The sequence below is a fragment of the Bacillus cereus group sp. BcHK124 genome, assembly GCF_027712065.1.
Classification (GTDB): Bacteria; Bacillota; Bacilli; order Bacillales; family Bacillaceae_G; genus Bacillus_A; species Bacillus_A pacificus.
In genome coordinates, this window is record NZ_JAQFPJ010000008.1 from 128371 (window position 1) to 146754 (window position 18384).

An 18384-nucleotide genomic window follows, 5' to 3' on the forward strand; every position below is an offset into this window, starting at 1 on the left:
TTATAGGACTGCGTTTTTTCGTATGAATTTGTTCTTTTTTATTCTGTATATCAATGACTATTCATAAATTAATAACAATTGAGGGGGATGGAGTTGAGGTCGATGAAAAAAGTATTATTTTTAGGAGACCCGGGAATTGATGACTCTTTAGCAATTATGTATGGATTGTTGCATCCTGATATTGATATTGTCGGCGTAGTAACGGGATATGGAAATGTAACGCAAGAAAAGGCGACGAGTAATGCAGCATATTTATTACAGTTAGCAGGAAGGGAAGATATACCGGTTATTAATGGTGCGAAGATTCCTTTATCAGGAGATATTACAACATACTATCCGGAAATTCACGGGGCAGAAGGTTTAGGACCAATTCGTCCTCCGAAAAATCTTTCTCCAAATATAAAGCCTTTTTGTGTGTTTTTTGATATTCTTGAAAAATATAAAGGAGAATTAATTATAGTTGATGCTGGCAGGTCAACGACACTTGCGACAGCGTTTATTTTAGAAAAGCCGATGATGAAGTTTGTGAAAGAATATTATATAATGGGCGGTGCTTTTTTAATGCCTGGAAATGTGACACCAGTCGCAGAGGCAAATTTTCATGGTGATCCCATTGCGTCACAATTAGTTATGCAAAATGCTAAGAATGTGACATTAGTGCCACTTAACGTTACATCTGAAGCTATTATTACGCCGGAAATGGTAAAATATATTACAAAACACTCTAAAACGAGTTTCAATAAGTTGATCGAGCCGATATTTACGTATTATTATAAAGCATATAAAAAGTTAAACCCGAAAATAACAGGTAGTCCAGTACATGACGTCGTTACAATGATGGTTGCGGCAAATCCGTCCCTTTTGGATTATGTATATCGCCGAGTCGATGTAGATACAGTTGGAATTGCAAAAGGAGAGAGTATTGCTGATTTCCGGCCTCAACCTGACTCAAAAGCATTAAAGAATTGGGTGCGAATTGGTTGGTCGTTACATTATAAAAAATTCCTCGAAGATTTCGTTAAAATTATGACGTAGACATAATGGGAGAATACAAGTTAAAATAATGGAGATGATTACTAAAATAATCATCTCCATTATTTTGTTTGTAAGAGATAGATAGAGAAGAGTTACACAATAGGAGAGGAATTTTATTTGAAAAAAACTATAGTATGCGCAGTGATTGTGGGTATTTTCGTTTTGCTAATATCGGGTAACTTTTTAGTGAAAAAAGTGTGGAGTTCAAATAATGATGATGCACAGTATATTGCATCCTTTATTGAAGAACATAAAGATGAAAAAAATAGTGCGCTTCTAGTAAAGAGAAATGATAAAGTTGTTTATTCTGTCAATCCTAACGTTGTATTGCCAGTTGCTAGTACAATGAAATTAATTGTGGCGCTTGAATATACGAAACAAGTTACGGAAGGGAAAATTGATTCGTCTAGTTTTGTTTCCATTAATGACGTGAATCGGTATTATGTACCGAATACAGATGGTGGTGCACAAGATAGATGGCAAAGATATTTGGAGAAGACAGGCAAGATAACTGAAGGAGCGGTTTCTTTAGAAGAAGTGGCAAAAGGAATGGTTAAGTTTAGTTCGAATGCGAATGCTGAATATTTAATGGAAGTGTTAGGATTAGATAATATTAATCGGAATTTACAAAGTTTATCGCTTCCAGCACATCAGCCGCTATTTCCAATCGTTTCATCTTTATACATTCCAGGATATTTGCATAAAGAATTACATGTTCCGAAATATAAAATAGAGAAGAAGTTAAAAGAAATGTCTCAAGAGCAATATCGTGAATATGCAATGATTATTCATGAACGCTTAAAAAAGAAGGGGCCATTATTACAGAAGGAAATTCCTCTTTATTTAGAGGAACGTTACGATAAAATTTGGTCAGATCGATTGCCAGCTGCTTCTGCAAACGATTATATGGTACTGCTTCAAAAGGCAAATCATAAAGGTGGCCTAACAGAAGCTGAAGAAAAAGTATGGGCGAATATCGTTGAAACAGATATGAGCGCTAAGAAATATCGTAAAACATTTAGACATGCAGGCCAAAAAAATGGTTATACACCATGGACAGTTACAAAGGCAGTTTATGCAATGGATAAACGCGGGAACTGTACAGAAATAGTGTTTTTAGCAAATAATTTAAATGAGGACGACAGTGCAGAAATACGGAAACATTTAGCAAACTTACATTTCCAAGTGTTGCAAAGTGATAAGTATGATGCGACTTTTATTAAGTAAACTCGGTGCAGAGGCGCCGAGTTTATTTTTATATACAAGCACTTTTTTGCTATATCTGGGTATGATGGGTAGTAATACTTAGGTGAAAGGGGAAAAGGTGATGAAACAAAATAAAGAAGAGTTTATAAAGAGTGAAGGCGCTGATTTCCCTGGGAAAACATATGTGGATTGTGTATTACAACATGTATTTAATTTTCAACGAAATTACTTATTGAAAGATATGTTTCAAGTGCATAAAGCGCATATTACAATGCTGATGGAAGAAAATTTAATGAAAAAGGAAGAAGGTAAAGTTATATTACACGCATTAAAAAAGGTAGAGGGAATGCCAGAAGAGCAATTGCTCTATACAGAGCAGCATGAAGATCTCTTTTTTTTAGTGGAACATTTAATTTCTCAAGAAGCAAAAAGCGATTTTGTAAGTAATATGCATATTGGTAGAAGTAGAAATGATATGGGTGTAACGATGTATCGCATGAGTTTAAGACGGTATGTATTACGATTAATGGAACATCATTTGTTATTGCAGGAAAGTATGCTGCAACTTGCTTCTGATCATAAGGAAACGATTATGCCAGCTTATACACATACACAACCAGCACAGCCAACGACATTTGGTCATTATACGTTAGCGATTTATGATACGATGCAGAGAGATTTAGAACGCATGAAAAAAACGTACAAACTTTTAAATCAGTCGCCAATGGGAGCCGCTGCGCTTTCTACAACAAGTTTCCCAATTAAACGAGAGCGAGTTGCCGATTTACTTGGGTTTACAAATGTAATTGAGAACTCATATGATGCTGTTGCTGGAGCGGATTATTTATTAGAAGTTAGCTCTTTACTTATGGTAATGATGACGAATACGAGCAGATGGATCCATGACTTCTTACTATTAGCGACGAAAGAATATGATGGTATTACTGTGGCGAAGCCATATGTGCAAATTAGTAGTATTATGCCGCAAAAGCGAAATCCAGTTTCTATTGAACACGCCCGTGCAATTACGAGTAGTGCTTTAGGAGAAGCATTTACAGTATTTCAAATGATTCATAATACACCATTTGGTGATATTGTGGATACAGAGGATGACTTGCAGCCGTATTTATATAAAGGGATTGGAAAGACTATTCGTGTTTTTTCTATTATGAATGCAGTTATTCGAACGATGAAAGTAGAGGAAGAAACGTTGAAAAATCGTTCCTATAAACATGCAATTACGATAACTGATTTCGCAGATGCTTTAACAAAAAACTATGACATTCCATTTCGGCATGCGCATCATGCAGCGAGTGCTATTGCAAATATGTTATTGGAGCAGAAAAAGGAGCTTCATGAATTACATTTGAAAGATGTGAATATGTACTTACAAGAAAAATTTAATATAACTTTATTAGAAAAAGAGTGGAAAGAAATTATATCGCCAGAAGCTTTTATACAAAAAAGAAATGTATACGGTGGGCCAAGTAAAAAAGAAATGGAGCGCATGATTAACAATCGAAAAGAGTCATTTCGACAAGAAGAAGAGGTATTTGAAAAGGAAAAACAGAGAATTTTACAAGCTGAAAATAATTTGAATACGTTAGCTTCGAATATTATTGAATCGTAAAAGAGGAATTTAGTGAATTAATCGCCAATACCTTAATAAAACTATAAATAGAGAGAAGAGATTGTCGATGATTCAATTGCATGTATATGAAGAGATTGTTAATTTTAAAGAAGAGGTTACACCATTTCTAGAAAAGAATGAGCAGGAAAATAATCTCATATTAGGCGTATTACAAATGGTCCACCAACCGATATTTATGGGGATAGCGAAACAAGGAGAAGAAATTGCGGTTGTATTTCTTCAAACAGAAGAGAAGAAACAAATCATTGTTGCAACTTCTGAAATTTTGGGAGTAGCTATCAAGGAGCTTGCAAAAGAGTTAACGAAAATATATCCGGATATTCCTGGGTTAATTGGTGATAAGAAAGTTGTACAGCACTTAGCAGAAGAGATTGCGGTGTTAGAAAATAAGAAAACGAATGTGGTAATGGAGCAAGGGGTATATGAGTTGAAAGAAGTGAAGAAGAAACCGAGCGAGGATGGGTTTTTTCGAGAAGTAAGTAGTGATGAACTAACATTAATAGAAGAGTGGATATATCAATTTTGTGAAGATGTGAATCTTCCTACTACGAAAGAAGAAGCAAAACAAACGGCACATACATTAATTACTAATCATCGTTTATTTGGTCTAGAAGTAGACGGGAAACTTGTTTCTGTAGCAGCAAAAACACGTCCAACTAAAAATAATATAACAGTTAATTTCGTATATACACCTAAAGAAGCAAGGAAAAAGGGATACGCATCTAATTGTGTAGCGGCACTTAGTCAACGTATGTTAGATGAAGGGTACAAGACGACTACGTTATATACTGATCTAGCGAATCCGACATCGAATAAAATTTATCAAGAAATCGGTTATGAGCAAATTGCGGAGTCTGTACTCATATTTTTAGAGAAGTAGAACAAAAAGGCGTGCTAAAATAGCACGCCTTTTTGTTATTCGTCAATTCTAATAACCTCGCCTTGAGGGAAGTCTTCGGTTTCTAATAAATTCCGAATAGCTTTCGCAACATATTCGGGTGATAATAGCTTTCCTTCTTCTTTTAATGTAATGAAGCGGTCTAAGTTTGTGAAGTCTTCTTTATTTGTTTCGCGAATTTGTGCTTGCATATTTGTATCAACAACACCAGGTGCAAAAGCGACGATTTTTACTGGATATTTTTTTTCTGCTTCTTCGGTTGCTACGCACTGTGTAAACATATTTACGCCAGCTTTTGTTGTACAATAAGCGCCCCATCCGAAGTAAGGATTTTTTCCTGCACCAGATGAAATGTTTATCACACGTTTATCTACTTTCCATTCTTTCGTATGTTTCATGAAAGTAGAGGTGAGGATCATCGGCGCAAGTAAATTAATGTGAACGTTCGTAATGAGTATTTCACTTTCAGCTTTTTCTATTGGTTTCATTGGTGCGAGTGTACCAGCGTTATTAATTAAATGAATAGATGATACAGTGTCTTCTTGAATAGATGAAATGATTTTGTTAAAGTTCGTTTCTAAATTATGTACATCTTGAAGATCTAAGGAGTGGAAAACACAATTGCTATTATATTGTTCTGCGAGTTTCGTAAGCTCTTTATTTTCTCTTCTAGAAATAGAGATGACAGTTGTATTTTTTTCTAACAATTGTGTGGCAATAGCCTCACCTAAACCTTGTGAAGTTCCTGTTATGATAACGTAGCGCATAGTTTTATAAACTCCTCTCATATGTGCGGAATTTTGTTGGACAACGTACATTGTATAGTTTGTCTACATTTTATAGTATAGAGCACTTTTTACTATAATTGAAATGAGATGATTGCGTGCCTTTTATAAATCGTTTTACGACAACAGTACCTGGTGCCGTCACTTTTACGGGGAATACGTTAGGGCTTAGCCCTACATCGCCTGCGCCAGGCAATATTTTTGGTACACTTGCTGTGTTTACGACAGTAAATACAGCGCTGCAAGTACCAGGATTCCCAGCAGGTACAACGGATGACTGGCGATTGAATTCTTCTAGTGCAATTTTAAATCTTCCAGCGGGAAGCAGTGTGTTATATGCAGAATTAGTTTGGGCTGGTACTTTCCGGACTGATACGGAAGATGTTTTACCATTTTTAAATGATAACATTACATTTACAACGCCAGCAGGGACGTTTTCTGTTACGCCAGATCCTGCTACCGCGCAGCAAGGTTCAGTAGGAAACCAGTTTTATTATGCTCGCTCTGCCAATGTAACGAATCTTGTTAGTGCAGGTGGGGCAGGCACGTATACAACGGGTGCTGTGCCAGCTGCAAGAACTTCAGCTGACCCAACAATTAGCCGTTCAGCGGGATGGACGCTTGAGGTTGTGTATCAAAATGCAAGTTTACCACTTCGAAATTTGTCAGTATATGCAGGTCAAGAAATTATTGATGCTTCATCACCACCAGTTGATGCTACTATTTCAGGATTTGCTACGCCAGCTACAGGAGCTGTAACAGGAAGGGTACTTGTAACCGCTCAAGAGGGAGATTCCAACATTTCTGGAGATCAACTTCGCTTTGGACCAAACCCAAATGCTACAGTTGCATTATTCGGGCCGAGAAACCCTGCAAATAATTTCTTCCAGTCTCAAATTTGTAATGACAGCGGAAATTTAGATACGAGCGGTACATTCGGAGATTTAAATCAGCCGTTAGGGGTAGCTTTGGCTGTCCGAAGACAAGGGTGGGATATTACGAATGTAGATGCCTCTGCATCTTTAGTAAACAATCAAACGTCAGCAACTGTTCGATTTGTTACAAATGGAGATGGATACGCTGCAGCTGGTTTTGGTGTTCAAATTGATGCAACAGGTCCAATTATTAATCCTGTTAAATCGGTCAATAGAACAGTCGCAGGGGTAGGGGATACTCTCACTTATACGATTACGGTCCCAAATACAGGAACAGGAAGTGCAGAAAACGTTGTATTACGTGATAGCATTCCGAACGGAACGACGTTTGTTGCAGGTAGTGTAACAGTAGGGGGAGTAACACAGCCGAATGCAAACCCTGCTACTGGAATTAATTTAGGAACAATCCCAAATAACACGCAAAGAGTTGTTACATTTCAAGTACGAATAACATCATTCCCGAATCCCAATCCTATTTTAAATCGTGCAATGGTGTCATATCAATTCCGTCCTTTTGTCGGTAGTTCTCCTATTACAAGTACATCTTCTTCAAATACAGTACAAACGACAGTGAACCAAGCAACTATAAGTATGCAAAAATCTGTAGATCTACAGACTGCGACACTTAATGATGTATTAACGTACACAGTTAATGTCACAAATAATGGGAATGTTGCTGCAAATAATGTGATTTTTGTTGATAGCATCCCGGCTGGCACAACATTTGTTCCAAATAGTGTTACGGTGAATGGAGTAGCGCGTCCAGGAGCGAATCCAGCAAGTAGTATTAATCTAGGAAGTATTAATGCTTCACAAACGACTGTAGTGCGCTTTCAAGTTCGAGTAACATCTAATCCTCTTGTCAATCCAATTCCGAACCGTGCGAGTGCAACCTTTACCTTTACCCCAGTGCCTGGTCAACAACCAGTTTCAGGGCAAGCGACAAGTAATACTGTAGTGACTACTATTAATATAGCTGATATAAGAACGAGAAAAACAGTAGATAGAGCTTTTGCGACAGTGAATGACGTTCTTACGTACACTATTACTATTGAGAATATCGGAAATGTACTTGCGACAAATGTTATTTTTCAAGATCCGATTCCAGTTGGAACGACTTTTATCGCAAATAGTGTGACTGTGGACGGGGTTTCACAACCTGGGGCAAATCCAGCGACTGGGTTTACAGTAGCTAATATATCTGCTGGCGGAAGTAGGACTGTTACATTTCAAGTTCGAGTTACATCTACACCATCGGGAGGTACGATTGCGAATCGGGGGAGTGTATCTGCTAATTTTGTTGTTAATCCGAATCAGCCACCAGTTACAATTAATAGAATGACGAATACAGTGGTAACACAAATTAATACAGGCGGTTTAAATGTAATAAAAGAAGTGAATACAACGCAAGCAGCAGTAGGAGATACTTTAACATATACGATTGCCGTTCAAAATACAGGAAACGTTCCCCTAACAAATGTGTTATTCCAAGACACTATTTCTTCCGCTGTTTCTTTCGTTGCAAATTCTGTAACAATTAATGGAGTACCACAAAGTGGATTGAATCCGAATACAGGATTTTCTCTTCCAAATATTCCTGCGGCTCAAACGGTTGTAGTCACATTTGAAGTAGTAATTGTACAGGATCCAGGAGATGAAGATATTTTAAACCGCGCGAATGTCACAGCAAGTTTTCAAGTGAATCCGAGTGAACCACCAGTTACGATTACTATTCCGAGTAACCTAGTGAATACAACTGTACAATCAGGGAATTTTGAAGTTGTGAAAGCAGTGAATACGGATGTGGCAACCGTAGGCGATATTTTAGTATATACAATCGAAATCATAAATGCAGGTAGTGTACCAGCTACAAATGTGTTTTTCCAAGATTCAATTCCACAAGGAACATTATTTATTGAAAACAGTGTATTTGTTAATGGTATTTTACAAGAAGGTGCAGATCCAGAACTTGGATTCCCGTTAAATGATTTGCCTACTGGCGCGAATGTAATTGTTACGTTTGAAGTATTAATTGATGAAATTCCCCAAGGAAATAATGTTGTAAATAATGCGAATGTCACTGGAGATTTCCTTCTGAATCCAACAGAGCCACCAATTACTGTAACAGTACCAAGTAATACTGTTATGACGGTCGTGAATTCTTCAGGATTAAATGTAATGAAAAGTGTAAGTGCTACTGAAGCTGGTGTAGGAGATACGTTAACGTATACAGTTCTTATACAAAATAGTGGAACAGTAGCAGCGACAAATGTATCATTCCTTGATCCGATTCCAGTTGGAACCACTTTTGTAGCGAATAGTGTAACAATAAACGGAGCCCCGCAATCGGGTTTAGATCCGACCTCTGGATTTCCGCTTGCTAATATTCCAGTAGGAGGGACAGTAACAGTTACTTTTCAAGTGACAATCACAAGTGAACCACCAAATAGAGTTCTTCCGAATAATGCGAATGTAACTGCGGATTTCCAAGTCAGTCCTCTCCAGCCACCAATTACAATTGTAACGATTAGTAATATTGTTGTGACGCGAGTGAATGTGGGATCGCTTAATGTAATGAAGAGTGTAAATACAACACAAGCGGGAGTAGGAGATACGTTAACGTATACGATTCTTATTCAAAATACAGGAACTGTTCCTGCAACGAATATTATTTTTCAAGATCCAATCCCATCTGGAGCTACATTTGTAGCGAATAGTGTAACGATCAATGGAGTCGTTCAGCAAGGTGCGAATCCTATAGCGGGTTTTCCTGTTACCAATATTCCGGTGGGGCAAACTGCTACAATTACCTTCCAAGTGACAGTGACAAGTGTTCCGAGTGGTGGAAATATAAGAAACCAATCAAACGTTACCGCAAGTTTCCTTATTAATCCAGCAGGTCCTCCTATAACAACTACTACAACTAGTAATTTTGTAGTGACACAAGTAAATACAGCACAGTTAAATATACAAAAATCTTCATCTGTACAACAAGCAGCACTTGGAGAAACTTACACGTATTCTGTTGTCATTCGAAATAACGGCACAGTAACAGCAACGAATGTCTCTTTCATTGATCCAATTGCTCTAGAAACAACATTTGTAGCAAATAGTGTGACGATAAATGGAACGCCACAACCTGGATTTGACCCAAATGTAGGTTTCCTGCTTCCTAATATTGCAGCTGGAACATCATTGACAGTAACGTTCCAAGTTACGGTAGTTGCACCGTCTACACGCGGAGCAGTATTAAATACAGCATCTGCTACAGCCGCTTTCTTATTAAATCCTTTACAACCACCTGTAACAACAACGAATTCAAGTAATACAACGGTAGTTACAATACCATTACCTCCTCCTGGCGAAGTGACAGCAACAAAAACAGTAAATGTTGCCGCTGGAGCTGTTGGAGATGTATTAACGTATACAGTGTTAATAACGAATGTAGGAATTATCCCTGTTACAGACGTACTCTTCCAGGATGTCATTCCAGAAGGGACGACGTTTGTTGACAACAGTGTAACGATAGGTGGAATACAGCAACCTGGATTAAATCCAGAAATAGGCTTTACAGTTACTCCGTTATTAAATACTGGTGCGAGTATTTCTGTAACGTTCCAAGTGACCATTACGGAAATTCCAGATAATGAAGTCATATTAAATGATGCTGACGTTACGTTTACTTCACAACCAAATCCGCAGGAGCCACCGATTACGCAAACGATATTAACGAATTTAGTCGTTACGACAATTAATATAGCTTCAATTTCTCCAGTGAAAATAGTAGATAAAGAGGCAGCGACGGTTGGAGAAATATTAACCTATGATGTACTAATTTCTAACTTTGGAACAGTACCGGCAACGAATGTTCAATTTCTTGATTCTAGTACGAGTGGTGTAGCATTTGTTCCAGGAAGTGTGAGTATAAATGGAATACCAGAACCTGGACTAGATCCATTCATAGGCTTTACAGTTCCAGATATACCTGTAGGTGATTCTGTACTTGTCACATACCGGGAGATGGTAACGAGCATACCTCAAGGTGGAACAGTTGTTAACTTTGTGGACGTTACGGCTACATTTGCTGTAAGTGAGACAGAGCCGCCTATTACTGAGACGACGACAAGTAACACGACATTAACAGAAATCAATGAGCCTGGTTTAAATGTTTTAAAATCAGTAAGTCAGCCGGTTGTTGCGGTAGGCGATACAATCACATATACAACAGTAGTTCAAAATACGGGAACCGTGATAGCGACGAATGTTCAATATAGTGATGTATTACCTTCCTCTATAACATTCGTACCGAGCAGTGTAACGATAAACGGTGTGTTACAACCTGGGTTCAATCCGAATAATGGGTTCACGCTTCCAGATATAAATCCAGGTGAAAGTGTAGAAGTCACATTCCAAGTAACCGTTGTCAGTGTTCCGTCAAACGGAACAATTGCCAATACGGCAAATGTTACTGGAAGTTTTATATTAGTACCAGGAGAACCACCAGTTATAGTGAATCAGCCGAGTAATACAACACTTACAACTGTAAATAGAGGACGATTTACTGTTATTAAACAAGTAAATAGAGCCGCTACTCTAGTTGGAGATGTATTGACGTATACAGTGCAAATAACGAATACAGGAACAATAACAGCAAATGATGTTCAGTTTGTTGATATCATTTCAGTAGGGGCGTCATTTGTACCAAATAGTGTAACGATAAATGGAGCCACGCAACCAACCTTAAATCCGATTACTGGCTTTGGAGTTGGAGATATACCAGTGGGTGAAACGGTTATCGTGACGTTTCAAGCGACAGTTACAAACATCCCGTCATCAGGAACAATTACGAACGTTGCAAATATAACAGGAAGTTTTACTTTAGTACCAGGAGAACCACCAGTTATAGTAAATCAGTCAAGTAATACGACAATAACAAGTGTGAATAGAGGGCGCTTCAATATAATAAAAACAGTAAATAAACAAGCAACGCGAGTAGGAGATACGTTAACGTATAGTGTGCAAGTTACAAATACGGGAACGGTAACAGCAACGAATGTTCAGTTTATCGATGTTCCGTCACCTAGTTTGGAATTCGTTCCTGGAAGTGTACAAATAAATGGGATTCCGCAAGTAGGATTAGATCCATTTGTAGGCTTTTTATTACCGGATCTTGCTGTAGGGGATAGCGTATTAATTACATTTGAAGTAAATGTAATCTCGGTTCCGTCTTCTAGTAGCATTATGAATACAGCGAGAGTAACGGGTGATTTCGAATTGATTCCAGGAGAACCTCCGTCTACAATTACAAATTCAAGTAATACGACGGTTACGCCGGTAAATAGAGGTAGCTTAGATATGCTAAAAGAAGTAGACCATTCAATTGTTGGCGTAGGAGAAACGGTAACGTATACGGTTCGTATATTAAATACTGGTACTGCTGATGCAATGAATGTTCAATTTATCGATGTGCTATCTCAGGAAGCTGATTTCGTCCCAAATAGTGTAACGATAAATGGGGTTCTGCAACCGGGGGTAAATCCGCAAATTGGATTTACGATACCAGATATTCCAGTTGGTGAGACGGCACTTGTAACATATAAAGCTACGATTACAAGTTTTCCGGATGGTGGAACAGTAGTAAACGTTGCTGGAGCGTTAGCAGAATATATTCTAGTACCAGGAGAGCCTCCAGTTACAGTGATGGACACGAGCAATACAGTTATTGTAACGGTAAATACTGCAATCTTATTTGTTGCAAAAGGAGCAAACTTTGAAGTAGCAATGGTAGGAGATGTTGTCACTTACGGAATTGCCGTTATAAATGACAGTACAGTTCCTGTGACGAATATTGTTTTAACAGATATCATTGATCCGAATACGTTATTTATAAATGGCACGGTAACGGTAAATGATGTATCTCTTCCATTTGCCAATCCGAATACTGGTATCCCGTTAGGTGATTTTCAGCCAAATGATGCAGCCATTATTAATTTCCAAGTTGTAATAACAGGAGGACAAATAAATAATTTAGTTACAAATACTGCTATAGCAAATGGGCTAGCAATTGTAAACCCGAATGAGCCGCCAGTATTAGTTGAAGGTGATAGCAATACAGTTGTTATCCCGTTTATTTCTCAAAATGTCTCAACGACAGTCGTAAAAACAGCAGATTTACAGGCAGCAACGATTGGAGATGTCATTACGTTTACGACAGTTATTACAAATACGGGGGATACAGCAATACAAAACATTCGTTTTCAAGATATGTTGGATAGTAGTGTTCAATTTGTCCTTGGAACTGTAACGATTGATAATACGTCAGTGCCAAATGTAAACCCAGTATCAGGATTTCTTATAGGAAGTTTAAATCCTGGTCAAGCGCGAACCGTTTCGTTCCAAGTAGTAGTGCAGAGCGCGCCAAGTGGTTCAGGAAATTATATTAATCAAGCGAGTATTCGTTTCGAACATCAAGTAGGTACAGTATTGCCACCTGTTACACAAATAGTAGAAAGTAATATAGTCGTCATTCCGTTCGTTCCAACGATACAACAAATTTGCGAAACGAATCTTAATTGTTTAGGGAAAATTCCTTTTCAATGTTCTCCGTGTGATCACTTGCAAATAAAGAAAAAATAAATGCAGAAAGAGCATCCTGTAAGAGAAGGATGCTCTTTCTGCATGAATCATGTAGATTCTTTTTCGGGCGAGGTGAAAAATTCATCGGTTTTGTCGGAGAGTAGTAATGGAATCGCTCTTTTTATAACAGAAATGTCCCAATCCCACCATGCAAGATTCTCTAGTTTGTCAATTGTTTCTTGCGGGAAACGATATCGAATAAATTTTGCTGGATTACCAGCCACAATTGCATATGGAGGGACGTCTTTTGTAACAACACTTTTGGCACCAATAATGGCACCGTTACCAATTGTAACACCAGATAAAATGCAGGATTGATAACCAATCCATACATCATTGCCGATTACGATATCACCTTTTGAAGAGGGGTGACCAGTAATATGGGCTCCTTCGCTGAAAAGAGCGTTAAATGGATAAGTCATTATCCAGTCCGCGCGATGTTCTCCGCCAAGTATGAAAACAACGTCTTCTCCTAATGAACAAAACTTACCTATTTTTAATTTCGTTTCATCATTCCAAGAAAAAATAGTTGGACCTACTTTACTATAAGTATAATCACCGATATCATACTTACTATATTCAGGTTTTTGATTTAAATATAACATGATTCTTCAACCTTCTTTCTCAATCAAGAAATAAGCGTGGAATATTATATGCAAGGTGTAGTAAGGTGACCAGTGTTAATAAGTAAAATGAATAAATGGGAGTGGAATGTATGAGATATGAGATGGGATTATATAATAAACCTTTTCAGTCAATTCAATCAGGAAAAAAAGTGTATGAAGTGCGCTTATACGATAAAAAACGTCACCTCATAAAACAAGGCGATCATATTATATTTACGAACCTTACGACAGCAGCAACGATGGCTGTAAAAGTAACGGAGATAAAACGATACGAAAACTTTCAAGAAATGTACGAACAAATTGATAAAAAATTATTGGATTGTGAAAATGATAGTTTAGAGGAAATGTTAGAAAGTACATACAAAATATATACGAAAGAACAAGAACAAAAGTGGGGAACAGTTGCGATTGGTATTGAGGTAATAAAATGATAAGAAATCGCGGCGCGGCTATCATTGTGCAGAAAGGAAAAATAGCTCTTATAAAACGTATTCGAGAAGATGAAACGTACTATGTTTTTCCAGGCGGAGGAATCGAAGAAGGAGAAACACCTGAAGAAGCAACAAGGCGAGAAATTTTTGAAGAATTAGGGGTACATATAAAAGTGGAGCATTTAATTGCAAAGGTGGAGTATAAGAGTACGGAGTATTATTTTAATGCCGATATTGTAGGTGGAGTTTTTGGAAGTGGTAAAGCTGAAGAATTCGAAATGAAAGATAGAGGGATTTATATTCCGTTATGGTTGCCGATATATGAGTTGGAAAAAGTGAATATAAAACCGTATGAAGTGGTTGAAAGTATATTAGAACATTATAAAATATAAGGTCTGACAACATACAAAAAAAACCATTGACATAGTCTTCTGATTTAAGTATTGTATTCGAGTATGTTTATAATCAGGAGGTTTATATGAGCAATCAAACAACTACACATCATGTGAAAATGACAACAGCAGATCCATCTGGAATCGGTCTATTTGGATTAGCGATGGTAACACTTGTAGCATCATCTCAAAAGTTAGGCTTAACAGATGGCGTTTCACTCGTATTACCATGGGCAATCTTTTTAGGAGGATTTGCACAAATCTTTGCGTGCATTCATGATGCAAAGCATAACAATACATTCGGTACAACAGCATTCGGTGCGTACGGTCTATTTTGGCTAGGCGTTGGAATGACTTGGTTAATTCAACTTGGAGTATTCGGCGAAAAATTAGCACAAGCTGCAGATTCAAAACAGCTTGGTGTAGCCTTTATCGGATATTTGATTTTCACAATCTTTATGACAATTGGTGCAATGGAAACACATAAAGTATTATTTATGATTTTCGTTCTTATTGATTTCTTATTTATTGGTCTTTCATTAAGTACTTTAGGTGTTATGCCGCATGCAATGCATAATTTAGCAGCATATTCTGAACTTCTTATTTCATTATTATCTTTCTATGGTTCAGCAGCAGCAGTGTTAAACACACACTTTGGAAAAGTTGTTTTACCAGTTGGAAAGCCGTTTGGTATTTTTAAAAAGTAATAAAAAGCACAGATGATTGTATAGTCATCTGTGCTTTTTTATATGGAATAAATAAAAATATAATTGAAATTGATTCTCATTATTAATATAATGAGAATGAGAATCATTTATTGTAAGAGGGGGATGCCGAAGTGGCGAAAATTTTAATAGCTTATGCGAGTATGTCAGGAAATACAGAGAGTATTGCTGATTTAATTAAAGTTAGTTTAGATGCCTTTGATCATGAAGTAGTATTGCAAGAAATGGAAGGCATGGATGCTGAAGAGTTATTAGCTTATGATGGAATCATTTTAGGGTCTTATACGTGGGGAGATGGGGAATTGCCATTTGAAGCGGAAGATTTCCATGATGACTTAGAAAATATAGATTTATCAGGGAAGAAAGCAGCGGTATTCGGATCAGGTGATACGGCGTATGAACTATTTTGTGAAGCGGTAACGATATTTGAAGAAAGACTTGTAGAGCGCGGTGCAGAGCTTGTACAAGAAGGGTTGAAAATCGAACTAGCTCCAGAAGATGAAGAGGATGTTGAAAAATGCAGTAATTTTGCAATTGCATTTGCTGAGAAGTTCTAAGAATGGGAGTGTCAACGTGGAGACAATGTTAAGTGCGACCGCTATTACAAAGTTAAGAGATGGAAAGCTTATGTTAGCTACTACATATAATGGTTTATTTATTGAACAAGACGGAGAATGGAAACAAATTTTACATGGTTTTCAAAAACGAATTAGGGATTTACATAGCGAAGATAATGTAGTGTATGGTGTAGGTGACGAAGGAATTTTTATTCGTAGTATGAATGGTGGGGAGAATTGGACGGTTCAACGTTTTCCAACAAAGGCAACGAGTTGGAATGTGTGTAGTAATATAGAAGGAACTGTCATTGCTCATGGAGATAAAACGTTGTATCATTCGAATGATTTTGGTTCGACATGGGAAACCATTCATCCATTTCTTGAGTATGGTGGCGGGGCACCATCTATTCGATCGTTGTTTTTATATAAACATTACTTATTTATTGGTACGAAAATACATACTAAATATGGTGGTGTTTGGCTCTTTAATTTGGAGACACGTAAATTAAAGAGGATTAAAATCGTAATGAATCAGATGATTTCAGCGTTGACTTTACACAATTCTTATTTAGTAGCAGCCAGTGGGTCGTGCAAGGGGATTAGCGGTAATATTTCTTTTTGTAAAATAGATGAAAGTATAGAGAGTGAAAAAACATATTGGCACACATGTCAAAGTGAGCAAAAAGCAAGTAGCTATTTAGACTTAAGTGTAGATCAACATGTGCTATATACAACGTCAACGCAAAATAAGGCGGGGATTAGTACAGTTTGTCGTGTACTTCTAGAAGAAGGAATTGTTACAGTATGTGACTCAGTTAAAGGGCATGGTTGGCGCATCGTGAACGAAAAAGAAGGCTATGTTGTAGCTGGATCAGGTGAATCAAAAGCAATGCAATGGAAGAAAAAAGTTGTATAGTAAAAAAAACTTTGCTTTTATTATATTGATATGATATATTATATTTAAACCATTTTACTTTTAATAATATAGAGATTTAAATGAGCTGTAACTTCCGAGGAGGATAGCAATGTTAAATCTCCTCAGAGTTGCAGTTTTTTTAATGTCTGACTTATTTTTGTAAAGTGGTTGAAAATGAATATGTACATATAGGTACATTGTAGGAGGATTTTTTTCATGCAAAACGGTAAAGTAAAATGGTTTAACTCAGAAAAAGGTTTCGGATTCATCGAAGTTGAAGGCGGAGAAGACGTATTCGTACATTTCTCAGCTATCCAAGGCGAAGGCTTCAAAACTTTAGAAGAAGGTCAAGAAGTTACTTTCGAAGTAGAACAAGGTAACCGTGGACCTCAAGCTACTAACGTTAACAAGAAGTAATTGTGGAAAAAAGAAGGGCTTGCCCTTCTTTTTTTTTGCGTTTTTACTGAATAACCCCCTATGTACATATAGTAATGAGATTGAATTTGTTTTTTAGACAAGGTATTACATGCATAAAGTGTATGAATAAATAAATACTGAAAATAAAGTATGTGTGTGAAAAGGAACTTAGAAAGAGGTAAAAAAATTGAAAAACACTACACATTTTATTGTGTTTGATATAGAGAGAAATTTTAGGCCGTATAAATCAGACGACCCGTCAGAGATAGTTGATATCGGGGCTGTAAAAATAGAAGCGAGTACAATGAAGGTAATTGGAGAATTTTCGGAATTAGTAAAACCGGGTGCTAGGCTTACTCGCCATACGACAAAATTAACGGGAATTACAAAGAAAGATTTAATGGGTGTAGAGAAATTTCCGCAAATTATAGAGAAATTTATTCAGTTTATCGGAGAAGATTCTATATTTGTTACATGGGGAAAAGAAGATTATCGGTTTCTAGTTCATGATTGTACGTTACATGGTGTAGATTGCCCGTGTATGGAAAAAGAAAGAAGAATTGATTTGCAAAAGTTTGTTTTCCAAGCGTATGAAGAATTATTTGAGCATACACCGAGTTTACAATCTGCAGTAGAACAACTCGGTTTAACATGGGAAGGAAAGCAGCACCGTGCTTTAGCGGATGCTGAGAATACAGCGAACATACTTCTTAAAGCATATAGCGAGAGAGATATTACTAAAAGGTATAAAAGGCATGGTGAACTTGAACTAGTAGAGAACGGAAAACTAACAGAAAAAGCGAAAAAAAAGATGCGAAAATGGGTATTTAAAGAAATGAGAAAAAATACAGAGCGTCCTTTCGTTTGGAGTACATTTGAAAGTAGTGACACGTGGGAAAGTATAATGGAAAGATATTATATAAGTGAACCTACAATAGAACTTCTGAAAAAACATTTTCGTACGGCGGTTAGAAAAGCGGAAAGGCAGATTAGGTATTTGGCTGAGATGGAGAAGAATGCAGAGGTTAAATGACATTCTTCTCTATTTGTAGCTACATAAATTTACTGTCATTGTATTGATGGATGAATAAAGTATTCAGATAAATAGGAATTGATTTGTTGTGCTACTTTGAAATTTATGGTGTGGTAAGAAATTTTTTAATATATTCATAAA

14 protein-coding genes are annotated in these 18384 nt (G+C 37.0%); 12 read left to right on the forward strand and 2 right to left on the reverse strand.

The window, feature by feature from the left end; translation table 11 throughout:
* Nucleotides 1-93: 93 nt before the first annotated feature.
* The 4 genes from PDK19_RS14855 to PDK19_RS14870 all read left to right on the forward strand — a co-directional run bounded on the left by PDK19_RS14855 (nucleotide 94) and on the right by PDK19_RS14870 (nucleotide 4772).
* Complete coding sequence (locus tag PDK19_RS14855; protein ID WP_306470986.1) at nucleotides 94-1035, forward strand: nucleoside hydrolase; 942 nt, start codon at nucleotides 94-96, stop codon at nucleotides 1033-1035.
* Nucleotides 1036-1152: 117 nt separating this feature from the next.
* Nucleotides 1153-2262 carry a serine hydrolase gene (locus PDK19_RS14860; protein WP_000751370.1) on the forward strand — a complete coding sequence of 370 codons (1110 nt, stop codon included), beginning with the start codon at nucleotides 1153-1155 and terminating at the stop codon, nucleotides 2260-2262.
* 100 nt (nucleotides 2263-2362) lie between these two features.
* Entirely contained in the window at nucleotides 2363-3871 is a 1509-nt protein-coding gene (argH, locus tag PDK19_RS14865) for an argininosuccinate lyase (protein WP_074615368.1), read from the forward strand.
* Between the two features lie 67 nt (nucleotides 3872-3938).
* Nucleotides 3939-4772 (forward strand): GNAT family N-acetyltransferase, encoded by an 834-nt coding sequence (locus PDK19_RS14870; protein ID WP_074615367.1) that lies wholly within the window; start codon nucleotides 3939-3941, stop codon nucleotides 4770-4772.
* Between the two features lie 35 nt (nucleotides 4773-4807).
* Here the strand turns inward: PDK19_RS14870 and PDK19_RS14875 are convergent, their stop codons facing one another.
* Complete coding sequence (locus tag PDK19_RS14875) at nucleotides 4808-5557, reverse strand: (S)-benzoin forming benzil reductase (protein WP_074615366.1); 750 nt, start codon at nucleotides 5555-5557, stop codon at nucleotides 4808-4810.
* Nucleotides 5558-5673: 116 nt separating this feature from the next.
* Here PDK19_RS14875 and PDK19_RS14880 point away from each other — a divergent pair, with 116 nt between their 5' ends.
* Nucleotides 5674-13146 (forward strand): DUF7507 domain-containing protein, encoded by a 7473-nt coding sequence (locus tag PDK19_RS14880; RefSeq protein WP_270707444.1) that lies wholly within the window; start codon nucleotides 5674-5676, stop codon nucleotides 13144-13146.
* Between the two features lie 47 nt (nucleotides 13147-13193).
* Here the strand turns inward: PDK19_RS14880 and PDK19_RS14885 are convergent, their stop codons facing one another.
* Nucleotides 13194-13751 (reverse strand): CatB-related O-acetyltransferase, encoded by a 558-nt coding sequence (locus PDK19_RS14885; protein WP_270707446.1) that lies wholly within the window; start codon nucleotides 13749-13751, stop codon nucleotides 13194-13196.
* A 110-nt stretch (nucleotides 13752-13861) separates the two neighbouring features.
* On the opposite strand from PDK19_RS14885, the gene PDK19_RS14890 reads away from it, so the two are divergent.
* From PDK19_RS14890 to PDK19_RS14920, 7 genes are all read left to right on the forward strand, one after another.
* Entirely contained in the window at nucleotides 13862-14203 is a 342-nt protein-coding gene (locus PDK19_RS14890) for an ASCH domain-containing protein (RefSeq protein WP_001268350.1), read from the forward strand.
* Nucleotides 14200-14595 (forward strand): NUDIX hydrolase, encoded by a 396-nt coding sequence (locus PDK19_RS14895; RefSeq protein WP_000620839.1) that lies wholly within the window; start codon nucleotides 14200-14202, stop codon nucleotides 14593-14595. The genes PDK19_RS14890 and PDK19_RS14895 overlap by 4 nt, the downstream gene beginning before the upstream one ends.
* Before the next feature lie 86 nt (nucleotides 14596-14681).
* Entirely contained in the window at nucleotides 14682-15302 is a 621-nt protein-coding gene (locus PDK19_RS14900; RefSeq protein WP_000070938.1) for an acetate uptake transporter, read from the forward strand.
* Nucleotides 15303-15433: 131 nt separating this feature from the next.
* Nucleotides 15434-15877: a flavodoxin gene (locus PDK19_RS14905; protein WP_001062754.1), complete on the forward strand. Its 444-nt coding sequence runs from the start codon at nucleotides 15434-15436 to the stop codon at nucleotides 15875-15877.
* 16 nt (nucleotides 15878-15893) lie between these two features.
* Nucleotides 15894-16793 (forward strand): WD40/YVTN/BNR-like repeat-containing protein, encoded by a 900-nt coding sequence (locus tag PDK19_RS14910; RefSeq protein ID WP_000449506.1) that lies wholly within the window; start codon nucleotides 15894-15896, stop codon nucleotides 16791-16793.
* Between the two features lie 216 nt (nucleotides 16794-17009).
* Entirely contained in the window at nucleotides 17010-17210 is a 201-nt protein-coding gene (gene cspB / locus PDK19_RS14915) for a cold shock-like protein CspB (protein WP_001179150.1), read from the forward strand.
* 187 nt (nucleotides 17211-17397) lie between these two features.
* Nucleotides 17398-18243 (forward strand): exonuclease, encoded by an 846-nt coding sequence (locus tag PDK19_RS14920; RefSeq protein ID WP_074567559.1) that lies wholly within the window; start codon nucleotides 17398-17400, stop codon nucleotides 18241-18243.
* The last annotated feature ends 141 nt before the right edge of the window (nucleotides 18244-18384 follow it).

Bases quoted from the DNA above. Each gene is read 5' to 3' on its own strand.
- PDK19_RS14900 (WP_000070938.1), top strand. From the start codon at position 14,682: ATGAGCAATCAAACAACTACACATCATGTGAAAATGACAACAGCAGAT.
- PDK19_RS14875 (WP_074615366.1), bottom strand. From the start codon at position 5,557: ATGCGCTACGTTATCATAACAGGAACTTCACAAGGTTTAGGTGAGGCT.
- cspB (WP_001179150.1), top strand. From the start codon at position 17,010: ATGCAAAACGGTAAAGTAAAATGGTTTAACTCAGAAAAAGGTTTCGGA.
- PDK19_RS14870 (WP_074615367.1), top strand. From the start codon at position 3,939: ATGATTCAATTGCATGTATATGAAGAGATTGTTAATTTTAAAGAAGAG.
- PDK19_RS14885 (WP_270707446.1), bottom strand. From the start codon at position 13,751: ATGTTATATTTAAATCAAAAACCTGAATATAGTAAGTATGATATCGGT.
- PDK19_RS14895 (WP_000620839.1), top strand. From the start codon at position 14,200: ATGATAAGAAATCGCGGCGCGGCTATCATTGTGCAGAAAGGAAAAATA.
- argH (WP_074615368.1), top strand. From the start codon at position 2,363: ATGAAACAAAATAAAGAAGAGTTTATAAAGAGTGAAGGCGCTGATTTC.
- PDK19_RS14890 (WP_001268350.1), top strand. From the start codon at position 13,862: ATGAGATATGAGATGGGATTATATAATAAACCTTTTCAGTCAATTCAA.